The organism is Leucobacter soli, assembly GCF_042659205.1.
In the GTDB taxonomy this organism is placed as follows: domain Bacteria; phylum Actinomycetota; class Actinomycetes; order Actinomycetales; family Microbacteriaceae; genus Leucobacter; species Leucobacter soli.
Genome location: NZ_JBHSRW010000022.1, coordinates 1 through 21550 on the forward strand (window position 1 = coordinate 1; position 21550 = coordinate 21550).

Sequence of the window (21550 nt, forward strand, 5' to 3'; positions counted from 1 at the left end):
GGCCGGCATCGCGCGGTCGCTCCGGCTGCGGCGCGACGGCGCGAACAGCAGGGATGCGGTGACGGCTGAGCCCGCGACGAAGAGGACGGCCCACCAGGGGAAGCCCGCGCCGCGGCCGTCGCCGGGGATCGAGGTGCGCGAGGCCGACTCCGGTGCGTCGATCCGTGCGCCCCGGACCAGGAGACGGTGGCTGTTGATGCCGGTCGGCGTGCAGGTGATCAGGGTGACGAAGTCCTCGCCGTCGACGATGCGCAGGCTCCCGGTCTCCTCGGGCAGCACGGTGCGGATGTCGTCGACCTGGTAGTAATGGGTCTCGCCGAGCACGTCGATCTGGAAGACATCGCCGTACTCCGCCTGCGGGAGCCGGGTGAAGAGCGCGGCGTGGACCAGCCCGGCGTGCGACGTGAGCACGCTGTGGGTCGACGGGCCGCCGACCGGCAGCGAGGATCCGTAGAGGTGGCCGACGCCGTTCGTGAGCACGCGCTCGCTCGTCCCGTGGTACACGGGCAGACTGATGCCGAGATCCGCGTAGGAGAGCCGACCGATCACTCCGTCGTCGTCCACGCGCAGAACGTCCTGGTAGGCGAGATACGCATCGTCGGCGGCTTCGGCGGGCGCTTCGGCCTCACCGCCGTACGGGTCGCGGAGCACGCCCTCCGGCAGGTGCGCGTTGTAGTCGTGCGCCGCGTCGAGCTCGGCGATGCGCAGCTCGTCCGGCAGCGCGGCGACCTGCTCCACGTAACCGGAGATCCGTGCGTCGTGCTGCAGCGTGGCGAACCAGTCGGCGGCGGCGGGGTAGAGCAGCGCCCCGATGCCGAGCATGGCGCCGAACTGCAACGCGATCGGCATGGCGCGGCCGAGATGCGACGCACGGCCGGTCGCCGCGGCGACCTCCGACGCGGTCGATGCTGCGGAGGTGCCGTGCGGATCGTCGTCATGCTCGGGGCGTTCCGCGGAACGCGGTCGCTCCTTCGTGAGTCCGGTCATGCTCGGCACCTCCTTTCGCTTTCGATATGCCGGTGTTCGTGGTGAGCCCGGCGACCCGCCCCGTGCGTCGAGCTGGTACTTGGGGAGTACCGGAGGAGGGAGCGTGCTCTGCAGAGGCCTCCGGTGCTGCGGCGCTGCGGAGCGGGTCGCCGAGCCCACCACGGGATCGCGGTGGCCGGGCGTCGGACGCCCGGCCACCGGATCGACTACTCGGCCGCGGTCGCCTCGACGTCGCGGCGACGACGCGCCACGAGGAGCACGATCGCGAGGATCGCGATGCCGCCGATGGTGAGGATCGCGGTGCCCATGCCACCGGTCAGCGGCAGGACGAATCCGGCGTTCTTCTGGACGTTCTCGATCTCACCGAGCGCGACACCCACGGCGGTGACCTCGCCCGAGGCGTTCACGGTCGCGTGGAAGGCACCGCCGTCGAGCACGACGAAGGGCACCGGCTGAGCGAGCAGCTCATATCCGGTCGGGGCCTTGGTCTCGACGAGCCAGTACACGCGGTACTGCGCGAGGTTCGTGATCACGGCGCCGTTCAGGTGATCCGAGCGGATCAGGCTGCCGAGGTCGACCTCGCCGAGGTCGGGCGCGGCGGCGCTGGCGGCGGTGCTGGTGAGCAGGGGACTCGTCGTGCCCTCGGCGTCGGCCTTGGTGCCGAACACCTGGAACTCGGCGGACGCGAGACCGGTGCCGGCCTGGTCGACCTTGCTGAACGAGACGTTGCGCCACTCGGTGACGGCCGGGGTCGTGGTGGTGACCGCGGTGCCGCCGTTGACGGCGACCGAGGCGTCGTTCTCGATGCGGCCTTCGGCCTCGGCGACGACCAGCGTACCGATCGTGACGCGGATCTTATTACCGGCGGTCGCGGCGAGCGCCTGCAGCTTGTCCAGGCCGCCGCTCGCGAAGGTGACAGTGACATCGGTGCCGGCCGCGGCGGGCAGCACCGCGGGAGCAATCGTGTAGTCGCCGGAGACGAGCTGGTTCGCACCCACAATTGCGTTGCCGGCGTTGTCGACTGCCGTCACGGTTACGGTCTGCGGGGCGAGGTAGTCGTCGATGTCATCGCTGATGACGTAGCTGCTCGGCCGTACCCAGCTGCCGGAGGTGGAACCCGGCGTGCGGGGCACCTCGGCGTCGATGGTCCAGGTGACCAGTGCGTTCGGGCTGCCGGCCTGGTACTTCGGAATGTCGCTCACGGACTTCGTGATCGCGGTCTGCGAGTTCTTCGGGTAGACGTAGACGTCCCGCATCCAGTCGCTCGTGTTCGAGGGGTTGGTCATCGGCAGCGTCACGAGGAACGGCACGGCGGGGGCCGAGCCGGGAGCCGGAACGGTCTCGCGCACGAGGTACAGGCCGATCGGCAGCGTCGCGTTGATGAGGCCGCCGCCCGTAGTGGTGAACGGGCTGCCGGTGGCCGCCGACACGGCCAGCGGCGTAGTGTCGATCGCGCTGGTACGGACCACGGGCGCCGAGGGGTTGGCGAGGTCGAGCACGGCGTCGCCAGCAGCCTGCCAGCCTGCGTTGGTCGAGAGGTTGATCGCGTCGACTCTCTCGATGGTGAACTGCACGCCGTCGATGCCGCCGGTCGTGTCGACCGTCGGGCCGCCCGGCTGACCGGCCTGGATGCCGTTCGCGGCGGAGCCCGGGCCACCGACGGGGGTCGGGAGCTTGTGGATGTGCAGGTTGGCCGTGGTCCAGGCCGGTGGGATCACCGGAGCCGCCTGTGCGGCGACCGCGCCGCTCAGCGCGAGGGCGGCGGCGGTGACCAGCGCGCCCGCGCTTGCGATGAGGCCTCGCTTCTTGATGTTCTTCATGTTCTCCCCTTCTCGGAAAAGATGCGTATGCAGGTTGTCTTGGTTCTGGATGATGCTCCGCCGTGCGCGGAGGGGCTCGGGTCGTGTCTCGTCCGAGTCAGGGCGTGTCACCGCCCGGTGCCGACGGATCGGTCGCTGCTGCGTGCTGGCGGCTGCGCCACCACCACATGCCGCCGAGGGCTGCGATGAGCACAGTTGCGCCGCCGGTGGTCAGGGCTCCGAGCCACTGTCCGCCTGTCAACGGCAGAGGCGCGAGCTTCACGTCGAAGACGGGCATCGTCCAACCCGTCGGCATGACGCAGTTGGGCTGGTTGTGGGCCGGCAGCTGGTAGGGATCCACGCACACCTGGCGGATCTCGTTCAAGGCATCGGTTCCTCCCATGCCCGGCACGCCGGTGGAATTCTCTCCCAGCCCGACGGTCGGGAGCGAGAGCCGCCCCTGGTAGTCGTACCACGCGGTCTGGCCCGGGCTGAGGCCCGCCGGAGTCGGCGAGTTCGGTGCGACCCAGAGTTCGAACGGCTGGGCGAGCAGCTGGAAGTCGGTAGGCGACCGGGTCTCGGCGACCCAGTAGGTCCCGTGCCGCCCGGCCGAGGCATCGGCTCCATTGTTGAACGCGCTGTCCGTGCGCCAGTTCGGCAGAGGATCGGATCCGCCGGCGACGGTGTCGCCACCGCGCACGTCCTTCGCCCGCCAGGTGCCCGGCTGCTGGCCCTGGTCGAGCCCCGGCCCCTCGAGCTCGAAGAAGAGACCGCACTGCGGGAGCTGCGGCTTGTATCCCGCGTCACCGGGCTGCAGCAGTCCGTTGTCGAAGTTGTACAGCGCCCGCGTCTTGTTCGCGAGTTCGATGGAGGCGAAGGTCGCGGAATCCGCGCCGAAGTCGAGGGTGCCCTGACCGGCCGAAGAGCCGACCGTCGCAGCAGGCACGGAGTTCGGGTCGTTCGGATTGGGCACCGCGTACTCGGTGCGGCACAACCAGCGCGAGGCATTGCCCGCCCGGGCATCGGCCTCGGTGTCGGCGAGCAGGAAGGCGGCGCCTGTCAGATTGTTGTCGGTCTCGGTCGGCACGGGACCGAACTTCTTCCAGATATGGAAGTAGCTCTCACCCAGGGAGTGCCAAGTCTTGCAGTCGTAGTAGCCGGAGACGTCGCCCGGTGGCACACCCGGCCCGCTCGCGCTGCAGCGGTTCGGGTAGATCGACTGGCCACCGGCGTTAGCGGTGCCCGCCTGCACGGTGTTCACCCAGGTCGCGGCGGGGTCGACCGGCACAACCGTGTCGATCTGATCCGCGGTGCCCGTTCCGCCGACCACTCGCGCGGGGGAACCGCCCTTGACCGCGTAGCCGAGGATCGCGTAGCCGACCGTCGTGCCGCCGATCTGGGCGGGCACGGTGAAGGTCGGGCTCGTGAGCGTCCAGCAACCGCGGGCGGCCAGCGGAGGGGTGGCACCCTGGTACTTTGCCGAGACGCTGCATCCGCCGGTGCCGTCGGCGGCGAAGCCGATCGCGGGCGGCGCGTCAGTGCCGGGCTGAGCGCCGAGCGACCAGTTCTTCTCGTACGCCTGTGCGGCGGCGCCCGTGATCCGAACTCCGGAGGTGTCGTAGAAACTGATGCCGTTGGGAAGTCCGACGGCGGGCGGCGCGTAGCGGTCGAAGTACGCGGCGGCCAGGGTCTGCGTCATGTCGTCGACGACCTGCACGCCGGTCAGGTCCTCGCCGCTGTAGTTGGTGATCTTCACCCGGTAGTAGATGTTGCCGCCGGAGTGGATCATCGCGCCGTCCTCGGGCTGCGAGTCCTTGCTGATGGTCCAGGCGCGAACCGGGTGCTGGGTGCAGGTCGGGTCTTCGCCGGAGGGCGGCGCCTGGCAGGTCGTGGGCACGGGATCCCCGCTCTCCACGAGGTGGTTGCGCAGCAGGTAGCCCGTCGTGGCCGAGGTGCCGGTCTGCCGTTCGGCCGCGTCGGCGGTGTTCGCCTTCACAGTCACCTGGAACGAGATCGTGCGCACGCCGAACGCGGGCACCGTGCCGGTGATGGCGAGGCGGGGATTCGTCCCGGTCAGGTCCTGCGGGGTCGCGGTGATGCCGGTCGGGGTGATCGGGGTGGTGCTCGCGGGCGGCGTGCTCGCGGAGCTGCCGTACCTGATGCTGCCGCTCACGTACGCGGCGTCGTCGAGCACGTCGCGCAGGTAGTCGACGTGGCCCGCCGTCTGCGCCGCGCTGCCGGTCGAGTTGTCGAGCGTGAGCCGGTAGGTGATCGTGTCGCCGGCGTTGACCGGCGTGTCGCGACCCAGCAGGGCGCCGGAGGCGTTGTAGGCCTCCTTCTTCAGCGTGAGCTTCGGCTGGTTCGCCGTGTTCGTGTAGGTGCAGATCACGTTCTGGGACGTGCCGACCGCGAGCGACGCGGCGGTCACCTGCCCGGAGGTCGCGTCCTTCGTCACGTTCGCCGTTCCGCCGCCCGTGCACACCAGGTCGGACCAGGTGTAGCCGTACTGCCAGTTCGGGGAGCCGAGCCCCGGCTGCGTCTCGGAGAAGTCGTAGGTGCCGATCGCGACCGGCTGCGTGATGATCGATGTGGATCCGCCCGCACCCTGCACGCGCGAGACGGGCGCGTTCCGCCCCGTCGCGGTGAGCGTGAAGTCGGCGGGGGCGTTCGCCGCGGCGGTGCCGGCCTGGTTCACGACCTTCACCAGCGTGAGGAAGGGCGGTGTGTACGTGACGGTGCATTCGATGAACTGGCCGCCGGAGAGCTGGGTCCAGGGCGCGCCCGGGGGCGTCGCGCCTCCGTTGCCGCTCCACTGCTCCCGGACGGGGTTCGATCCCGTGCTCTTCTCGCAGAACCAGGACTTCGTGTATGAGCTCCCGGTGGCATGGCTGGGAGTGGCCGATGAGAAGGCGAGGCTCGAGGTGCCCTGGGTGCTGAGCGGGAAGAACTGGCTGCCGCTCGTTCCCGTCGTCGCGACACCGGTACCGGTCTCGGCGGTGAAGCTGCCGTAACCGCTGGCGGTGAGTTCCGCGGTGAAGTTGGGCGTGGTCGGGTTGCCGCTCGCGTCGAGCACGCGGCCTTCGACCTCGACGTTGACCTTCGCGCCGGCGAGGACCACGCCAAAGGCGACCGCCTGCAGGCCGCCGCCGACCATGGTCTGGGTGACGGTGAAGGTGTTCGACGCGTTCGCTGGAGAGATCTGCAGCATCGCGGTGCCGGTCTTCGGCGAGGGCTGGCTGGTGCCCGCCGAGCAGGTGCGGCTGGTGGCTGTGGCGGTGGTGTTGCTGTTCTGCGGGAACTGGTCGACGTTGGTGGCGGCGCAGGCGTTGCCCACGCCCGCGGCCTTGCGCGCGGTGTTCGCCGCCGTGTTGGTGCCGGTGTTGCTCCAGGTGCCGGGGCTGTTCGGCAGCCAGAGGAATCCGGCGCCACCCGAGTGCGTCCAGGTGATCTGCTCGTTGTTGTCGGTCGACTCCGCGTCTGCCACGACGAGCGAGAAGCCCGTCTGCTTGGCGTTCGTGGTCTTGTGCTGCACGCGGACGTCGCTCAACGAGACGACGCTCGTCTTGTCGTTGGCGGAGGTGCCGCCGTCGGCGATCTGGTAGAGCGCCGGCTCGCCGGCGACTCCGGTGTAGAAGCCGTTGTTGCCGAGGAACGAGCCCGACCACGTCGGGAACGGGCGGGAGGCCACCGCCTTGCCGCGGTTGTTCGCGGGCGAGCTCAGGTTGAGGTTCGCGCGGAAGACGTAGGTGGTCGAGAGGTCGAACTCGACCGGGTAGTTCGTGACGCTGCCGTAGACCGGGCCGGTGTCGTTGTTGCCGGTGGTGGAGCGATAGAGGGCCGCGTCACGGGCCTGACGCACAGCCTCCAGGCTGTTGTTCCCGGCGTTCGTGCCGTTCACCGCCGTGGTACCGCCGCGTGCGCGCCCGCAGCCGGTGAAGGTCTGCGTCCCGTAGGCCGCGCCCAGCGCGCTCGCGTAGACCATCGTGGTGCGTCGATACTGATAGGTTCCCGAACTGCCACTGCTGATCTGATAGGTGCAGTTGTTGTACTCCGTGCTCGTGATCGTCACCGGGGCGCTCGTCGAGACGAGTACCCACTCGGTCGTCACGCCGCTGAAGTTGAGCCAGCACAGCGTGCTCGCATAGGCGCCCGTGTTCGGGTCCGCGTAGGAGCATCCGTCGCCGATGCCGGCGGCCGCGAGGCGCGGGCTGATCCCGACCGCGCTCGTGCCCGCGACGGCTCCGTTCGACTGCGTCGATGCGGCTCCTGAACGGCCCGAGTTCTCCGGCGCCGCGGGGGCATCCGCGTTCGAGTCTCCAGAAGCGGCGTCGACCTCGCCGTCCGCCTCCGGTTCGACGTCGGCTTCGCCACCCTCCGGTGACCCCTCGGTCTCCGCGCGCTCCGGGGCGGTTCCTGGTTCCGCCTCCGCGCCGGCACCCGGATCCGCCTCGGGCGTCACCTGATCGGCGGCCGGCTGCGCGGCGAGGGTTTCACTCGACGCGGCAGTCGCGTCGGCGACCACCGGCTCGACGGCCACCGCCGATGCGACGCCGAAGGCGCCCACCGGCACGGCGAGGCCGAAGACTACGCTCGTGCTGAGCGCAGCAGCGACGGCAAAACGAAGCACTGACGGCACAGAAAAATCTCCCTAAAGTTCCCCCGGCCATCACGCCAACCGTCGCGTCCGTAGATGGACGCGGTAGCCCCCCGGCTATGATGACCGCTCGACCACGCGACCCGGCTCAAGCCCCCCTGAGCCGCTGTGGATCGCGCAATCGTGTAAGGTTCGCTCCACTGCAGAGCATCACGAACCGTAACGTTCCTCAGATTAGGCCATAGAATCAAGGTGAGGACGCTCGAGAAGGCGATCTTCCCCCACTTCTTCCCCCCCCCCACGCCTTCGGAGTCTTGGAGGTGCAGACGCCGCGTGACGCCCACGATCTCGCCAGACCGCGGCCACCTGCTCGCGAGGCTCTCCTCCGCCGTTGACGGCGCACATCGGCTCACGGTGTTCCGCGCGCCGACGGGCTATGGCAAGACTCGCACCGCCGCCGAGTGGATGGAGCATCGAGGCGGTGCAGAGACGGCTTGGGTGGTCTGCTCCGCAGAGCCCGCCGACCGCTTCTGGGACACGCTGTCGACGCGCTCGCGACGGCGACGAGAGATGCCCTCCCGCGGACGGGGACGGGCCTCCTCGCGCTCCGAGCACTCGTGTCCGGCCTCACGGCGCCCTTCACCCTGGTGATCGACGACTACCACGCCGTCACGAATGCGGAGTTCGACATCGCGCTCGCCGAACTCCTGGACTTCAGCCCGCACCTCTCGCTCGTCGTGATCGGCCGCCGCGTCACCCTGCTCGACCGCCCGATCGTCACGGGCCGCACGCCGACCACGGTCATCGGTCCGCGCGATCTCGCCGTACCGCCTGAGGAGGCGCTCGCCCTGGCCGCGAAGCACGGTCTCGCCGAGAGCGATCGGCTCCGTGCGGCCATCGAGCAGTCCGCCGGCTGGCCTCTGGCCATCCGGGCGGTGCTCGAGGCTCCGCTCGACGACGTACCGGTCGATCCCTTCACCGGGCTCAATCGGTTCGCGCTCGACCACCTCGAACTCGTCGGCAGCCCGGCGCGTCACATGCTGCTCGCCGCCTCCCAACTCGATGCGATCACCCTCGACCAGGCGGCGGAGTTCTGCGAGACCGACATGGCCCGCATGCGCGCCGGCATGCACACGCTCATCGAGTACGGGGTGCTCACCGCCATCGCCGGGCCGGACACCACCGAGTTCCGCTGCCACCCGGCCGTGCTGCCCTACCTCGCAGCCCGGGCGCGGCGCTCGTTCTCCTCCGAGCAGCGCTCGGAACTGTACATCGGCCGTGCAGAACGCATCGTCGGCACCGCCCCCTTCACCGCGTTCCGTCTGTATTGCGCGGCCGAGGCCTACAGCGAGGCCGAGGTCGTCCTCGCGCTTCATTTCACGACCATCATCGACGAGGTCGACGAGACCTCCCGCATCCTCCGGTCCCTGACCGATGCGACCCTCGAGACCTATCCGACCTTCGCGGCCGCCCGGCTGCTCCTCGCCATGCCCGACCCGACCGTACCTCCGGCGACGCTGAACCTCCTCATCGCCGTCTGGCAGCGGGGGGTCGAACGCGCCTACTCGGAGGGGTCGGCCCGGTCGGAGGAACTGGAACTCCCCCGGCTCGCGCAGGCCATGGTGCTGGAGCGCCTGCTCGGCAAGATGGAGGAGGCCGGCGCCCATGCCCGCGAGCTCGAGGCCCGGCTGAAGGCGGCCGAGAGCGAGGAGGACCCGATCGAGGTCACGGGGCAGCGCCCCTCCGACGGGCCGAACGCAACGCTGCTGCACGGATCGCTCCCCACCTACTATCGCGAGATCGCCTCGACGGCGCTCATGGTCGGCGACTTCGCACAGGCCCGTCGCAACTGGGCGCAGCTCCGGATGCATGCCGAGCGGATGATCGTCGCCCCGTGGCACGGTTTCCCCCACGCTTCGACGCGCACGGTGACCGACGTCGAATCGGGGCAGCGCTGGCTGCTCGCCGCTCTGTACGAGCAGGCCTACACCGAGGTGCTCGACGGGGATATCCGCCGCTGCGCCGAGCTGCTCACCGAGGCCGACACGTTCGCCCGCGAGACCGGCACCGCCGCTCCGGGGCTCTCCTGGGTCGCCGGCGAGGTCGGACGTGCCCATCTCTCGTACGAGCTGGCGGACGAGGCCCTCCTGGAACAGGCGCTGACGACGCTGGCGCCGACGAAGGACCGCATCGAGCAATGGTCGCTGCTGCTCATCGCCCAGGCCGAGGCCGAGCGGCGACGGCGCGGCGTCAGCTGGGCGATCTCACAGCTGCAGGCGAACCTCGTGTCGCTCGACGAGAGCCGCAGGCGGAACGACGCCTGGCAGGGCTACCTGGACAGCTACCTCGCACTGCTCTACACCGTGCTCGGCGATTTCGTCTCGGCCTCGAAGATCCTCGACGGGCTCGATCAGAGTCTCGCCCTCGTGCGTGTGGAGCGCGCCAGGCTCGCGCTCTTCGCCGGCGACGATGTCCAAGCGCTGCTGATCGCGCAGGCGATCGGAGACTCCGGAGCGACCAAGCGCCAGCGGCTCGAACGCTGCCTGATCAGCGCGACCGCCGCCTGGGCCTGCGACAAGCCTCAGGAGTCGGCGCTTGCGTTGCAGAACGCTGCGGACCTGATGGAGCGCTACTACCTGCCCTCCGCACTGTGGGGTGTACCCTTCGCGCTTCTCCGGGAGGCCGCCGTCGCCGCACGGGATGCGGGCGTCGCCGACCTGGTGGAGCTGATCGACGCCGTTCCGGAGGAGGCCCGTTGCGAACGCTACGGGCAGCTGACCGAGATGGAGCAGCGCACGCTGGAGGCGATCGCCGTGCATCGCTCCGCGAACGAGGCCGCCTCAGCCCTGTTCGTGACCCAGGGCACCGTCAAGAAGCACCTGGCGTCGGTCTACCGCAAGCTCCATGCGAAAGGACGGAACGACGCGATCCTGCAGGCCGCCCGCATGGGCCTGCTCCCGCGCGGCTACGCCGGCGAAGGCGCCGCCTGACGCTCGGCCATCTCCACGACGTTCTTCAGCAGCAGTGCGCGCGTCATCGGTCCAACGCCGCCGGGGTTCGGCGAAACCCACCCCGCGACCTCGGCGACCGCGGGATCCACGTCTCCCACGACCCGGCTCTTGCCCGTCTCGGGGTCGACCTCGCGCGAGACCCCCACGTCGAGCACGATCGCCCCGGGCTTCACGTCCTCGGCCCGCACGATCCCCTCGACGCCCGCGGCGGCGACGATCACGTCGGCGCGGCGCAGCTCGGCGCCGAGATCCGCCGTGCCCGTATGGGTCAGCGTGACTGTGGCGTTGTACTCGCGGCGCGTCAGCAGCGGGCCGATCGGTCGGCCGACGGTGACGCCGCGGCCCACGACCACGACGTTCTTCCCCGCCCAAGAGAGGCCGTTGCGTTCGACCAGCTCGATGACGCCGCGCGGCGTGCACGGCAGGGGGCTCGCGATCGGCGTGTTCGCGTTCAGCACCAGCCGTCCGAGGTTCGTCGGGTGCAGCCCGTCGGCGTCCTTGTCCGGGTCGATCCGCTCGAGGATCCGATCCGTGTCGATGTGCTTCGGCAGCGGCAGCTGCACGATGTAGCCGGTGCACTCCGGGTTCGCGTTGAGCTCGTCGAGCACTGCTTCGAGCTCCTCCTGCGTCACCGTCTCGGGCAGCTCTCGCTTGATCGAGGCGATCCCGACCTCCGCGCAGTCGCGGTGCTTGCCGGCGACGTACCACTGCGATCCCGGGTCCTCCCCCACGAGCACCGTGGCGAGCCCGGGCACGATATCGCGGTCGCGCAGGATCGCGACGCGTTCCGTCAGCTCGGCCTTGATCGCCGCCGCAGCGGCCGTGCCATCGAGTTTCTGCGCGGTCATGTCCGCATTCCCTTCGTCATCTGTGTGTGCTCCTCCCCCGTCATCCGGCGCGGAGGGCGAAGCCGGGAGTCGCAGGATCCATGTGCTGCCCGGTCCGCCTGGATCCTGCGACTCGCTTCGCTCGCGCAGGATGACGGGTGGTCATCCGCCCACGCGGCACGCGCCGCCGGGCCTCATCCATGATGGGCCGGGCGACGCGTGCCGCGTGCACAGAATGCGGCCGGTTACCAGTTCTCGAGGCCGGGGTAGAGCGGGAACGCCTCGGCGAGATCCTGCACCTGCGCACGCAGAGCGGCGACGTCGCCGCTCTGCTGCAGGGTGGCGGCGATGATCTCGGCGACCTGCACGAACTCGGTGTCGCCGAAGCCGCGGGTCGCGAGCGCCGGGGTACCGATCCGCAGCCCCGAGGTGACCATCGGCGGGCGCGGGTCGAACGGCACCGCGTTGCGGTTCACCGTGATGCCGACCGCGTGGAGGGCGTCCTCCGCCTGCTGGCCGTCGAGCTCGCTGTTCCGCAGGTCGGCGAGCACCAGGTGCACGTCGGTGCCGCCGGTCAGCACGTCGACGCCGGCCGCCTTCGATGCGTCGCTCGTCAACGCCTCGGCGAGGAGCTTCGCGCCCGAGAGGGTACGGGTCTGGCGCTCAGCGAACTCCTCGGTGGCCGCGAGCTTGAACGCGGTCGCCTTCGCCGCGATCACGTGCATCAGCGGCCCGCCCTGCTGGCCGGGGAACACGTTCGAGTTGAGCCGCTTGTAGATCTCGAGGTCGTTCGTCAGGATGAAGCCCGAGCGGGGGCCGCCGATGGTCTTGTGGACCGTCGACGAGGTCACGTGGGCGTGCGGCACGGGGTTCGGGTGCAGGCCGGCGGCGACCAGACCGGCGAAGTGCGCCATGTCGACCCACAGGGTCGCGCCGACCTCGTCGGCGACCTCGCGGAACGCCGCGAAGTCGAGCGTGCGCGGGTAGGCCGACCAACCGGCGATGATCACCTTGGGCCGATGCTCGAGCGCCTTCTGGCGGACGACCTCCATGTCGACGAGGAACGTCTCGGGGTCGACGCCGTAGTGCACGACGTTGTAGAGCTTGCCCGAGAAGTTCAGCTTCATGCCGTGGGTCAGGTGCCCGCCGTGCGCGAGCTCGAGGCCCAGGATCGTGTCGCCCGGCTCGGCGATCGCGCTGAGCACAGCGGCGTTGGCGCTCGCGCCCGAGTGGGGCTGCACGTTCGCGTAGGCGGCGCCGAAGAGGCTCTTGGCCCGCTCGCGCGCCAGTTCCTCGGCGATGTCGACGAACTCGCAGCCGCCGTAGTAGCGGCGCCCGGGGTACCCCTCGGCGTACTTGTTGGTGAGCACTGAGCCCTGCGACTCGAGCACGGCGCGCGGAACGAAGTTCTCGCTCGCGATCATCTCGAGCGTGCCGCGCTGGCGGCCGAGCTCGTTCTTCAGGACTTCTGCGATCTCGGGGTCGACGACCTCGAGGGGCTCGTTGAAGAATGCGGACTGGTTCGACACGTAGCGTCTCCCTTGTTGATGTGTTTCCAGGATCTGCGGCCCAGGCGAGCGGCCTACTGAGTGCGTCGCTCCCCGATGGTTTCCCATCTGTACGCCAGTCACGACAGTCACGATCTTAGCAGCGAGGCCGCCGGCTCATCTGGACGGGCACGATTCGGGTCCGCCCGCCTGCAGGATCGCACCGATCTGCGATTTCGCACCTGCAGAACCGGGTAACGGGGTGCGATTCTGCTGATCGGTGCGATCCTGCAGGCGAGCACGGGCGGCGCGATCCCTCGCCGCCCGGACCGCCAGCGCCTCAGACCTTGAGGCGCTCGCCCGTCGGGTCGTGGAACGGGCGCCGCGACACGGTGGCCGGGTAGCGCACGCCCTTGCAGCGCACTTCGAAGGCTCCGTCGAAGTCGACGCCGGGGTCGACCAGCGCGAGGCCGACGGCCGCGCCGAGCGAATGCCCGTAGGCTCCGCTCGAGAGGCGGCCGACCTGCTCGCCGTTGCAGTACAGCGTCTCGTCGTGCACGAACAGCGGCTCGGGGTCGTCGAGCTTCACGTAGACGGTGCGCAGGCGCGGGGCCTTCGGGTCGAGCTTCAGCACGGCCTCGAGGCCGATGAAGCCGCCCGGCTTGTCCTTCGCCAGGGTGAAGCCGAGGCCGGCCGAGTACGGGTCGACGTCGGGCCCGATGTCGTGCCCGTGGTGGCGGTAGCCCTTCTCGGAGCGCAGCGTGTCGAGCGCGTGGTAGCCGGCGAGCCTCACTCCGAGCTCCTCTCCCGCCTCGAGCAGCGCATCGAACACGTTGACCGCGAGGTCGGCGCTCGGGTAGACCTCGTAGCCGAGCTCGCCGACGAAGCTCACGCGCAAGCAGTAGGCGTAGCCGTCGGCGATCTCGATGCGGCGGCCGTGGGTATACGGCTGCGCCTCGTTCGACCAGTCCTCGTGCGGAGCGACGCGCTCCATCAGCTCGCGGCTGCGAGGGCCAGTGACAGCGATGGTGGCGTACGCCGATGTCGCGTCGAACACCGCGGCCGCGCGCCCCTTCGCCTCCTTCCGCAGCATCATCTCGGTCTGGCGCTGCGTGAACGATGGCGTGACGACGAGGAATCGGTCCTCGGCGAGACGCGTGATCGTGCCGTCGATCTCGATCGTGCCGTTCTCGTTGAGGAACAGCGTGTACACGGCCTTGTCGACCGGACCGTCGACATTCGCGGTGGCGACGCGCTGGCAGACGGCGAGCGCGTCGGGGCCCGCGACCTCGAACTTCGCGAAGGCGCTCAGGTCGAACAGCGTGACCCCTTCGCGGGTGGCGCGGTGCTCGGCCGCGACGTTGTCGAACCAGCTCGTGCGCCCGTAGCTGTGGTCGTACTCGGGCCGCGTGCCCGGATCCCCGTACCAGAACGCGCGCTCGAGCCCGTTGATCTCGCCGAAGCACGCGCCCAGCTCTTCGAGGCGCGAGTAGAGCGGCGTGCGCCGGATGTTGCGGGCCGTGTGCACCTGCTTGAACGGCCAGTGCATCGCGTACAGGCGGCCGAGGGCCTCGACGCTGCGGGCGTGCAGGTAGTGCCGGTTGTTCTGGTCCGGCGAGAAGCGCCGCACGTCGAGGGCCGTGGAAGCGAAGTCCGAGCTGCCGGTGACGATCCACTCCGCGAGTTTCTTGCCGACGCCGGGCGCGAAGATGATGCCCTGCGAGTTGAACCCGGCCGCGACGAAGAGGCCGTCGACCTCGGCGGTCTCGCCGATGATGAAGTTCGAGTCGGGGGTGAAGCTCTCGGGGGCGTTGAGGAAGCGGTCGTAGCCGGCGCCCTTGAGCCCCGGCACCGTGCTTTCTGCGGCGGCGCGGATCGCCGAGAAGTGCTCCCAGTCCTCGGGGAACTCGGCGAAGCCCTCGCTCGTGATCTCGTCGACGCCGCGGGGCAGGCCGTCGGGCTCGAAGGCGCCCACGAGCAGCCGGCCGTGCTCGTGCCGGAGGTAGTAGCTGTTGTCGAGATCGCGGAGCACGGGCAGCGAGCGCACCGCCCCCTCGACCTCGTTCGACCGCACGTGCACGTGCTCGGCGGGGTAGAGCGGCACGGAGACGCCGACCTTCGCCGCGAGCTCACGGGTCCAGAGCCCGCACGCCAGCACGACGGTGTCGGCCGTCACCGTGCCGCGCGCGGTGACCACGCCGGTGATGCGACCGTTCTCGACGAGCAGCTCGTCGACCCGGGCGTGCTCGCGCACGGCCGTGCCCGCCTCATGGGCGAGCTTGGTCACCGCGACGCTCGCCCAGCCCGGGTTCATGTAGCCGTCGTCGAGCATGAGCAGCGCGCCGAGGATGCCCTCCTGATCCGCGATCGGCCAGACCTCGCGCAGACGCTCCTCGGTGAGGTACTCGGTGGGCACGCCGCAATGCTCGGCGATGTCTCGGGTGTAGAGGATCTCGTCGACCCGACCGGGCGTGCGGGCGATGCTGATCGAGCCCGACTTCACGAAGTCGACGTCGACCCCGCTCTTCTCGTCGAGCTCCTCGTAGAAGCGCGCGCCGTACTTCGAGAGCTCCGTGAGCGCGACCGATCCCCGCCCCGAGTTCACGAGACCCGCCGCGTGCCAGGTGGTGCCGCTCGCGAGCACGTTCGCTTCGAGCAGCAGCACGTCCTTCTTGCCGAGCAGGTTCAGGTGGTAGGCGATGCTGGCGCCGATGATGCCGCCCCCGACCACGACGACCTCTGCGTGAGCCGGCAGTGCGGCCTCGGCCTCGTCCGTGAACTCCGCCGCGCTGACCGACCGATCGACCATCCGTTCCATAATCTGGTTTCCTTCCTTGCGACGGGTATTCCGTCTGGGTTCCGCGAGTGTGAAGCGCTCGGCTTCGAGATCAGTTGAAGACGACGGTGCGCGAGCCGTTGAGCAGCACCCGATGCTCGGTGTGCCACTGGACCGCGCGCGCAAGCGCCAGGCGTTCCGCATCCTGCCCGACCAGCACCATGTCTTCCGGGCTGTGCGTGTGCGTGACGCGCAGCACCTCCTGCTCGATGATCGGGCCCTCGTCGAGGTCGCTCGTGACGTAGTGCGCGGTCGCGCCGATCAGCTTGACGCCGCGGTCGTAGGCCTGGTGGTAGGGCTTGGCGCCCTTGAAGCCGGGCAGGAACGAGTGGTGGATGTTGATGGCGCGCCCCCGCAGCTCGCGGCTGAGGTCGTCGCTGAGGATCTGCATGTAGCGGGCGAGCACGGTCAGGTCGACGTCGTGCTCGTCGATGAGCGAGAGCAGCCTCGCCTCGGCCTCGGGCTTCGTCTCGGCCGTCACCGGGATGTGGTGGAAGGGGATCCCCGCGGCCTCGACGACGGGCCCCAGATCCGGGTGGTTCGAGGCCACGAAGGGGATGTCGATCTTGAGCTGGTCGGTGCGCCAGCGGAACAGCAGATCGTTGAGGCAGTGCCCCGCCTTCGAGACGAGGATCGCGACGCGCTGCCGCGTGGTCGCATCGGTCATGCTCCAGGTCATGTCGTAGGTCTCTTCGGTGGCGAGGAACGCCGCCTTCAGCGCCTCGATCGACGTGGCGCCCGGGTAGCTGGCGCGGGTTCGCATGAAAAAGCTGCCGCTCACCGGGTCCTCGTACTGCTGGCTCGCGGTGATGTTGCAGTCGTGCGCCAGCAGATAGCCCGACACGGCGTTGACGAGACCCTTCTTGTCCGGGCAGCTGATCGCCAGGACGAGTTCGCGCGCTTCGTTGGGCATTCGGTGCTCCTTGACGGGTCGGTGTCCAAAGGGGTCGGTGTCCAGAGGGGTCGCGATCTCGACATCTCGCGGCCTCGAGGGTCGCGGCCGATGGCGGATCGCGACGAGCAGTTCCCAATGTAGAGATCGCGGGGCGGCCGGATCCACGACCACATTGTCTAGAACGCCCTGGTCGCTTTGTACGAATGTCGTACGGGTTTCGGCATATCGTTGAAGCATGGGCCTGACCGTGAACGAGCTGACCGAGATCTCGGGGCTCCGAACGCGCTTTCTCGCGGGCCGCAGCGGCGGTGATCGCATGGTGCTCTGGGCGCACTCGACCGATCAGCCCAACCCGTGGGAGTGGCTCGGTACCGGCGACCTGCTGCTCACCACCGGCCACCTGCTGCCCCACGACCCGGCGGAGCAGGTGCGGTTCCTCACCGAGCTGAACCGCGCGAATCTCGCCGGCATCGCGCTCGGCCAGCACTCCGAGTCGCCGAGAGTCTCGGACGAGGCCCTGCAGGCCGCCGATGAGATGGGGTTCCCCTTCCTCGTGACCGAGCACTCCGTGCTCTGGACCACGGTCATCCGCATCGTGGCCGACAGCAACGCGCAGAAGGGTCATGCGCTCATCACCAAGGTGCTGCGCGCCTACGATCTGATGCGTCGCTCATACGCCTCGCCCCAGGCCTCCGACGGCCTGCTCGAGCAATTGGGCGCCGAGTGCGGGCACCTGCTGCAGGTGCTCGATCGGCGAACGGGGCGTCTGCTCCTCGCCTCGCCGGATGCCGTGCCCCAACCGGTGCTCGATCACCTCGCGAGCACCTCGGCCGCGCTGCCCGCATTCTCGCGCATCTCCGTCGGCGACGACACGGCCTTCCTACTGCCGATCGCCGAGAGCGCCCACGCGGTCATGGTCGCGAAGCCGGTCAGCGATCGCGCCGAGGTCGACCTGATGCTGCTGCAGCACATCTCGACCATCGCCGGCATCGAGGTCGAGCGCCGCACGGCCGAGCGGATGTCGGTGCGCACGAGCGGAACCCGGCTGCTGCGGCAGCTGCTCAATGGATCGGAAGACCCCGAGTCGCTGCTCGCCCAGATGGAGTCGTTCGAGCTCGGTGAGCCGCCGTGGCGGGTGCTGATCTGGCCCCGCGGCGCCGGGCCGACCACCGACGACGCATACGATGCGTTCACCCAGGCGAAGATCCCCGCGCTCGTCGCCTTCGAGCGCGACGAGAACTTCGCCCTCGTGCCGGGCGCCGGCGTGGAGGCGGTCTCCGATGCCCTGGGCGCCTGGCCCGAGACGCGCGTCGGCGCCAGCATGCCGGTGGGCAAGCTGGGCCGCATCGACGAGGCCGTGCGAGAGGCGCGATGGGCGCAGGAGGCGACGCACGACGAGAACGCGCTGGTCAACGTGTACGGCAAAGACACCTCGCCGTTCCTGCCCCGCTCGATCACCGAGGGCGAGGCCGTCGTCGATCAGGTGCTGGGCGAGGTGCTCGCCTACGATCGTACGAACGACTCGCAGCTCATGCGCTCGCTGATGGCGTACTTCGACGCGAACCGCTCGTGGCAGGAGGCGGCGGACGCGCTGCACGTGCACCGCCAGACCCTGATCTACCGGATCTCGAAGATCGAGAAGCTGAGCGGGCGCCGGATGCAGGACGTCGCGCAGCAGACCGAGCTCTACCTCGCCCTGCAGACCTGGCTGATGCTCAACGGTCGGAGGTCGACCTCCCTCTGAGCGGCGACGGTTCGGACTTCGCGCTCAGCGCGCTCCCGCTCGGCTCCGCGTCTCTCGGGCGAGCACGCCGTCGAGGGTCTCGAGCAGGAAGTCGGCGTTCTCCTCCGAGAACGGCAGCGGCGGTCGGATCTTCAGGGTCGCGGCGGCGGGGCCCGACGCGCTGATCAGGATGCCGGCCTCGCGCATGGCGTTGACCACCCGTGCGGCGAGCTCGGGGTCGGGTGTCAGCGCTGCATCGGGCTCGCCCAGATCCAACGCGAGGAACAGACCGGCTCCGCGCACGTCGGTCGCGCGCTCGTACGACGCCGCGATCGATGCGAGGCCCGCGCGCATCCGCTCGCCTACTACGGCGGCGTGCTCGACCAGGCCGTCGGATTCGATCACGCTCAGCACGGCGCTCGCCGCGGCGATGCTGATGGGGTTGCCGCCGAAGGTGTTGAAGTAGCGCACCTCCGATCCGAACCGCTGCTGCGCCTCGACCGTGCCGACCAGCGCCGAGATCGGCACGCCGTTGCCCATGGGCTTCCCGAGCACCACGAGGTCGGGAGAGATGCCGTGGCGCTCGAAGCCCCACCACCGGCCCGTTCGGCCGAAGCCGGGCTGCACTTCGTCGGCGATGTAGAGGCCGCCGGCCTCGTGCACGAGGTCGACGACGGGGGCGAGGAAGCCGGCCGGCTCGGCCTGCACGCCGTCGCTCGAGAAGATCGAGTCGAGGATGATCGCGGCGACCCCGACGCCGCGCGCGTCGAGCTGCTGGATCGCGGCGCGCACCGACTCGAGGAGCCGGGGCCCGACCTGGTCTGCCGGTGTGCGCGCGGTGTCGATCGACGGGATCGTCGCGACGTGTGCGCCGATCGGGTTGTTCGGCCCGAGCGATGGCGAGATCTCGGCGGCGGCGAGCGTGGTGCCGTGGTAGGCGTGCTCGGTGACGATGAGGCCCGTGTTCCCGGTCTGGTAGCGCGCCGTGCGGATGGCCAGGTCGATCGCCTCGCTGCCGGTGCAGGCGAAGGTGACGCGCTCGAGCGGGGCGGGGAACTTCGTGAGCAGGCGCTCGGCGTAGTCGACGACCGGCTCGGTGAGGTACCGGGTGTGAGTGTTGAGCCTCTCGAGCTGCGCGGTCACCGCCGCGGTGACCGCGGGATGGCTGTGCCCGATCGCGGGCACGTTGTTGTAGGCGTCGAGGTAGTCCCGACCGTCCATGCCGCGCAGCCAGACCCCCTTCGCGCTCTCGACCGCCACCGGCTCGCGGTAGAACAGCCGGTACGAGGGCCCGAGCACCCGGTCGCGCCGTCGGAGCAGCTGCTCGGCGGCGGGATCGAGCGCGACGCCCTCCGCAGGGTCGAAGCCGTTGGCCATGTGAATGCCGGACTGCGTCGGCGTGGTGTTCACCGCAGCTCCCATCGGTCGGTGTCGGGCGTGTCGCGGGTCGCACGCGATCCGCAAGAGATCATCCACTATATTGATGACCAATCAGAACGAGCATTCCACGCTCGGAACGTCAAGTCAAGCGCGGTGGAGGTCGACCCGAAGGCAGCACGGGCGACCCAATGCGGTACATTCGCGAACGACGGAAGGAGAGGACACGACATGACCGTCGACGAGCCGGCCCGGGCGGAGCGGGCCGCGTCCACCGCCGAGAGGATCGCCGATCGCCTGCGCGAGGAGATGCTCGCCGGAGCGCTTCCGCAGGGCGCGCGGCTGCGAGAGATCGCGCTCTCGGAGTCGATGCGCGTCTCCCGGCGCACGATCCGCGAGGCGCTCCTGATCCTCGCCGAGCAGCGCCTCGTGACCCACGAGCGGCACCGCGGCGCGGTGGTGCGCACCTTGAACCCCGCCGACATCTCGGATCTCTATCAGGTGCGCAGAACGCTGGAGCTGCAGGGGGCGAGGAACGCCCCCTTCGCGGGCGAGAGCGAGCGCAGCACCCTCGATTCGGCCTACGAGCGGCTGAGCGAGGCGCTCCTGGCCGGCGACTCCCGCACGACCGTGCACTGCGACCTGGCCTTCCACGGCGCCGTGGTGGGCCTCGCCGCGAGCCCCCGCCTCGACGCCTTCTACGAGCAGGTGAGCTCCGAGATGGAGATGGCGCTCATGATGATCCGCGGCGGCGAGGAGCTCCGGGGCCTCGGCACCGAGCAGATCATCGCGGAGCATCGCACGATCCGCGATCTGCTGATCGCACGCGACGTCGCCGAGGCGCAGCGCGCGATCCTCTCGCACATCGACCTCAACGAGCGCTTCCTGCTCTCGCTGGTTGGCGCCGGGGCAGCTGCGGGCGACGACTAGTACTCCTCCGACTCAGCGGCTATGATCCATAGAGTCGACGTTTATTGATCATCAATCTAAGAGGTGACCGCATGCCGGTGAATGCCGCGACTCCGCAGACGCTCAGCATCTCGCACGACGAATCGGCGCACCTGCTGCGCGAGCACTACGGCGTCGACCCGGTGCGGCTGACGGCCATGCACAGCGAGCTCTCCACGGTCGCCCGCGTCGACCTCGCGGACGACCGCAGCCTCGTCTTCAGAGCGAGCTGCGGCACGCCGGAAGAGCTCGAGGCGGCGCGATGGCGCATCGGAGCGATGGATCATCTCGCGGCCCGCGGTGTTCCCACCGGTCGCACCGTGCCGTCGGCGGACGGGTCGCCGATCGTGAGCGTCGAGCTCGACGCCGGGCCCGCCATCCTCCACGTCGGCGAGTGGCTCGACGGCGTGATGCTCGACAGCGCGAAGCCGACGCCCGCGCTCATGCGGTCGGTGGGGCGCGTTGCGGGCGAGGTATCCGCCGGGCTCGCGAGCTGGCCGGCGCCGCCCGTCGACGTCGGCCACCCCTGGGAGCTGACCCGCACCCTCGAGACCGTCGCCTCGACCATCGTCTCGGTGACCGATCCTGCCACCCGAGCCGTGCTCGACGCGGCGGTCGAGCGGTTCGCGAGCGTCGTCGCGCCCGTGCTGCCGACGCTGCCCCGCTCGGTGGTGCACCACGACCTCCACGACTCCAACCTCCTGGTCGACACCGGCGCCGAGCGCATCAGCGGGGTGCTCGACTTCGGCGACATGGTCTTCGGTCCGCGCATCGCGGATCTCGCGGTGCCGGCGATGCATGCAGGCCGCGCCGCCGAAGACCCGGCAGAGGCGTTCCTCCTCGTCGCCGAGGGCTGGGGCCGCGCCGGGCAGTTCGAGAACACCGTGCAGCTCGAAGAGGATGAGATCGCGGTCGTCTTCGACGCGGGTCTCGGCCGCCTCGCCGTCAACTTGAGCGTGTGGACCGATCGCGCGAGAAGCGACCGGGCCGACTACGCGCGCGCACGCTCCTCGCGCACCGAGCGCACGCTGCGGCTGCTGCTCGACGCCGACCGGGGCCGCATGCT

General features: G+C 69.8%; 12 protein-coding genes and 1 riboswitch. Of the genes, 4 read left to right on the plus strand and 8 right to left on the minus strand.

The window, feature by feature from the left end:
* The 3 genes from ACFPZL_RS03010 to ACFPZL_RS03020 all read right to left on the minus strand — a co-directional run.
* A partial coding sequence (locus ACFPZL_RS03010; protein ID WP_382334681.1) for a class C sortase occupies window positions 1–987 on the minus strand: 987 nt, incomplete at its 3' end.
* A gap of 206 nt (window positions 988–1193) precedes the next feature.
* Window positions 1194–2807: a SpaH/EbpB family LPXTG-anchored major pilin gene (locus tag ACFPZL_RS03015; protein ID WP_218114649.1), complete on the minus strand. Its 1614-nt coding sequence runs from the start codon at window positions 2805–2807 to the stop codon at window positions 1194–1196.
* A gap of 97 nt (window positions 2808–2904) precedes the next feature.
* Complete coding sequence (locus ACFPZL_RS03020; RefSeq protein ID WP_218114648.1) at window positions 2905–7422, minus strand: DUF7927 domain-containing protein; 4518 nt, start codon at window positions 7420–7422, stop codon at window positions 2905–2907.
* A gap of 575 nt (window positions 7423–7997) precedes the next feature.
* On the opposite strand from ACFPZL_RS03020, the gene ACFPZL_RS03025 reads away from it, so the two are divergent.
* On the plus strand, window positions 7998–10370 hold the full coding sequence (locus ACFPZL_RS03025; RefSeq protein WP_218114647.1) for a helix-turn-helix transcriptional regulator: 2373 nt from the start codon (window positions 7998–8000) through the stop codon (window positions 10368–10370).
* Here the strand turns inward: ACFPZL_RS03025 and ACFPZL_RS03030 are convergent.
* From ACFPZL_RS03030 to purU, 4 genes are all read right to left on the minus strand, one after another.
* Complete coding sequence (locus ACFPZL_RS03030) at window positions 10346–11239, minus strand: bifunctional methylenetetrahydrofolate dehydrogenase/methenyltetrahydrofolate cyclohydrolase (RefSeq protein ID WP_218114646.1); 894 nt, start codon at window positions 11237–11239, stop codon at window positions 10346–10348. The genes ACFPZL_RS03025 and ACFPZL_RS03030 overlap by 25 nt on opposite strands.
* A 224-nt stretch (window positions 11240–11463) precedes the next feature.
* Entirely contained in the window at window positions 11464–12747 is a 1284-nt protein-coding gene (gene glyA / locus ACFPZL_RS03035) for a serine hydroxymethyltransferase (protein ID WP_218114645.1), read from the minus strand.
* A gap of 31 nt (window positions 12748–12778) precedes the next feature.
* A riboswitch (ZMP/ZTP riboswitch) is annotated at window positions 12779–12859 on the minus strand.
* A 186-nt stretch (window positions 12860–13045) separates the two neighbouring features.
* Window positions 13046–15523 (minus strand): GcvT family protein, encoded by a 2478-nt coding sequence (locus ACFPZL_RS03040; RefSeq protein ID WP_218114644.1) that lies wholly within the window; start codon window positions 15521–15523, stop codon window positions 13046–13048.
* A gap of 70 nt (window positions 15524–15593) precedes the next feature.
* Window positions 15594–16454: a formyltetrahydrofolate deformylase gene (gene purU, locus ACFPZL_RS03045; protein WP_218114643.1), complete on the minus strand. Its 861-nt coding sequence runs from the start codon at window positions 16452–16454 to the stop codon at window positions 15594–15596.
* Window positions 16455–16671: 217 nt separating this feature from the next.
* Here purU and ACFPZL_RS03050 point away from each other — a divergent pair, with 217 nt between their 5' ends.
* On the plus strand, window positions 16672–18180 hold the full coding sequence (locus ACFPZL_RS03050) for a PucR family transcriptional regulator (RefSeq protein ID WP_218114642.1): 1509 nt from the start codon (window positions 16672–16674) through the stop codon (window positions 18178–18180).
* A gap of 24 nt (window positions 18181–18204) precedes the next feature.
* Here the strand turns inward: ACFPZL_RS03050 and ACFPZL_RS03055 are convergent, their stop codons facing one another.
* Window positions 18205–19569, minus strand: a complete 1365-nt coding sequence (locus tag ACFPZL_RS03055) for an aspartate aminotransferase family protein (protein WP_236021978.1) — start codon at window positions 19567–19569, stop codon at window positions 18205–18207.
* Between the two features lie 198 nt (window positions 19570–19767).
* On the opposite strand from ACFPZL_RS03055, the gene ACFPZL_RS03060 reads away from it, so the two are divergent.
* Entirely contained in the window at window positions 19768–20466 is a 699-nt protein-coding gene (locus tag ACFPZL_RS03060; RefSeq protein WP_218114641.1) for a GntR family transcriptional regulator, read from the plus strand.
* Window positions 20467–20537: 71 nt separating this feature from the next.
* Window positions 20538–21550 (plus strand): phosphotransferase (locus ACFPZL_RS03065; RefSeq protein WP_382334685.1); only part of this gene is annotated, 1013 nt, incomplete at its 3' end.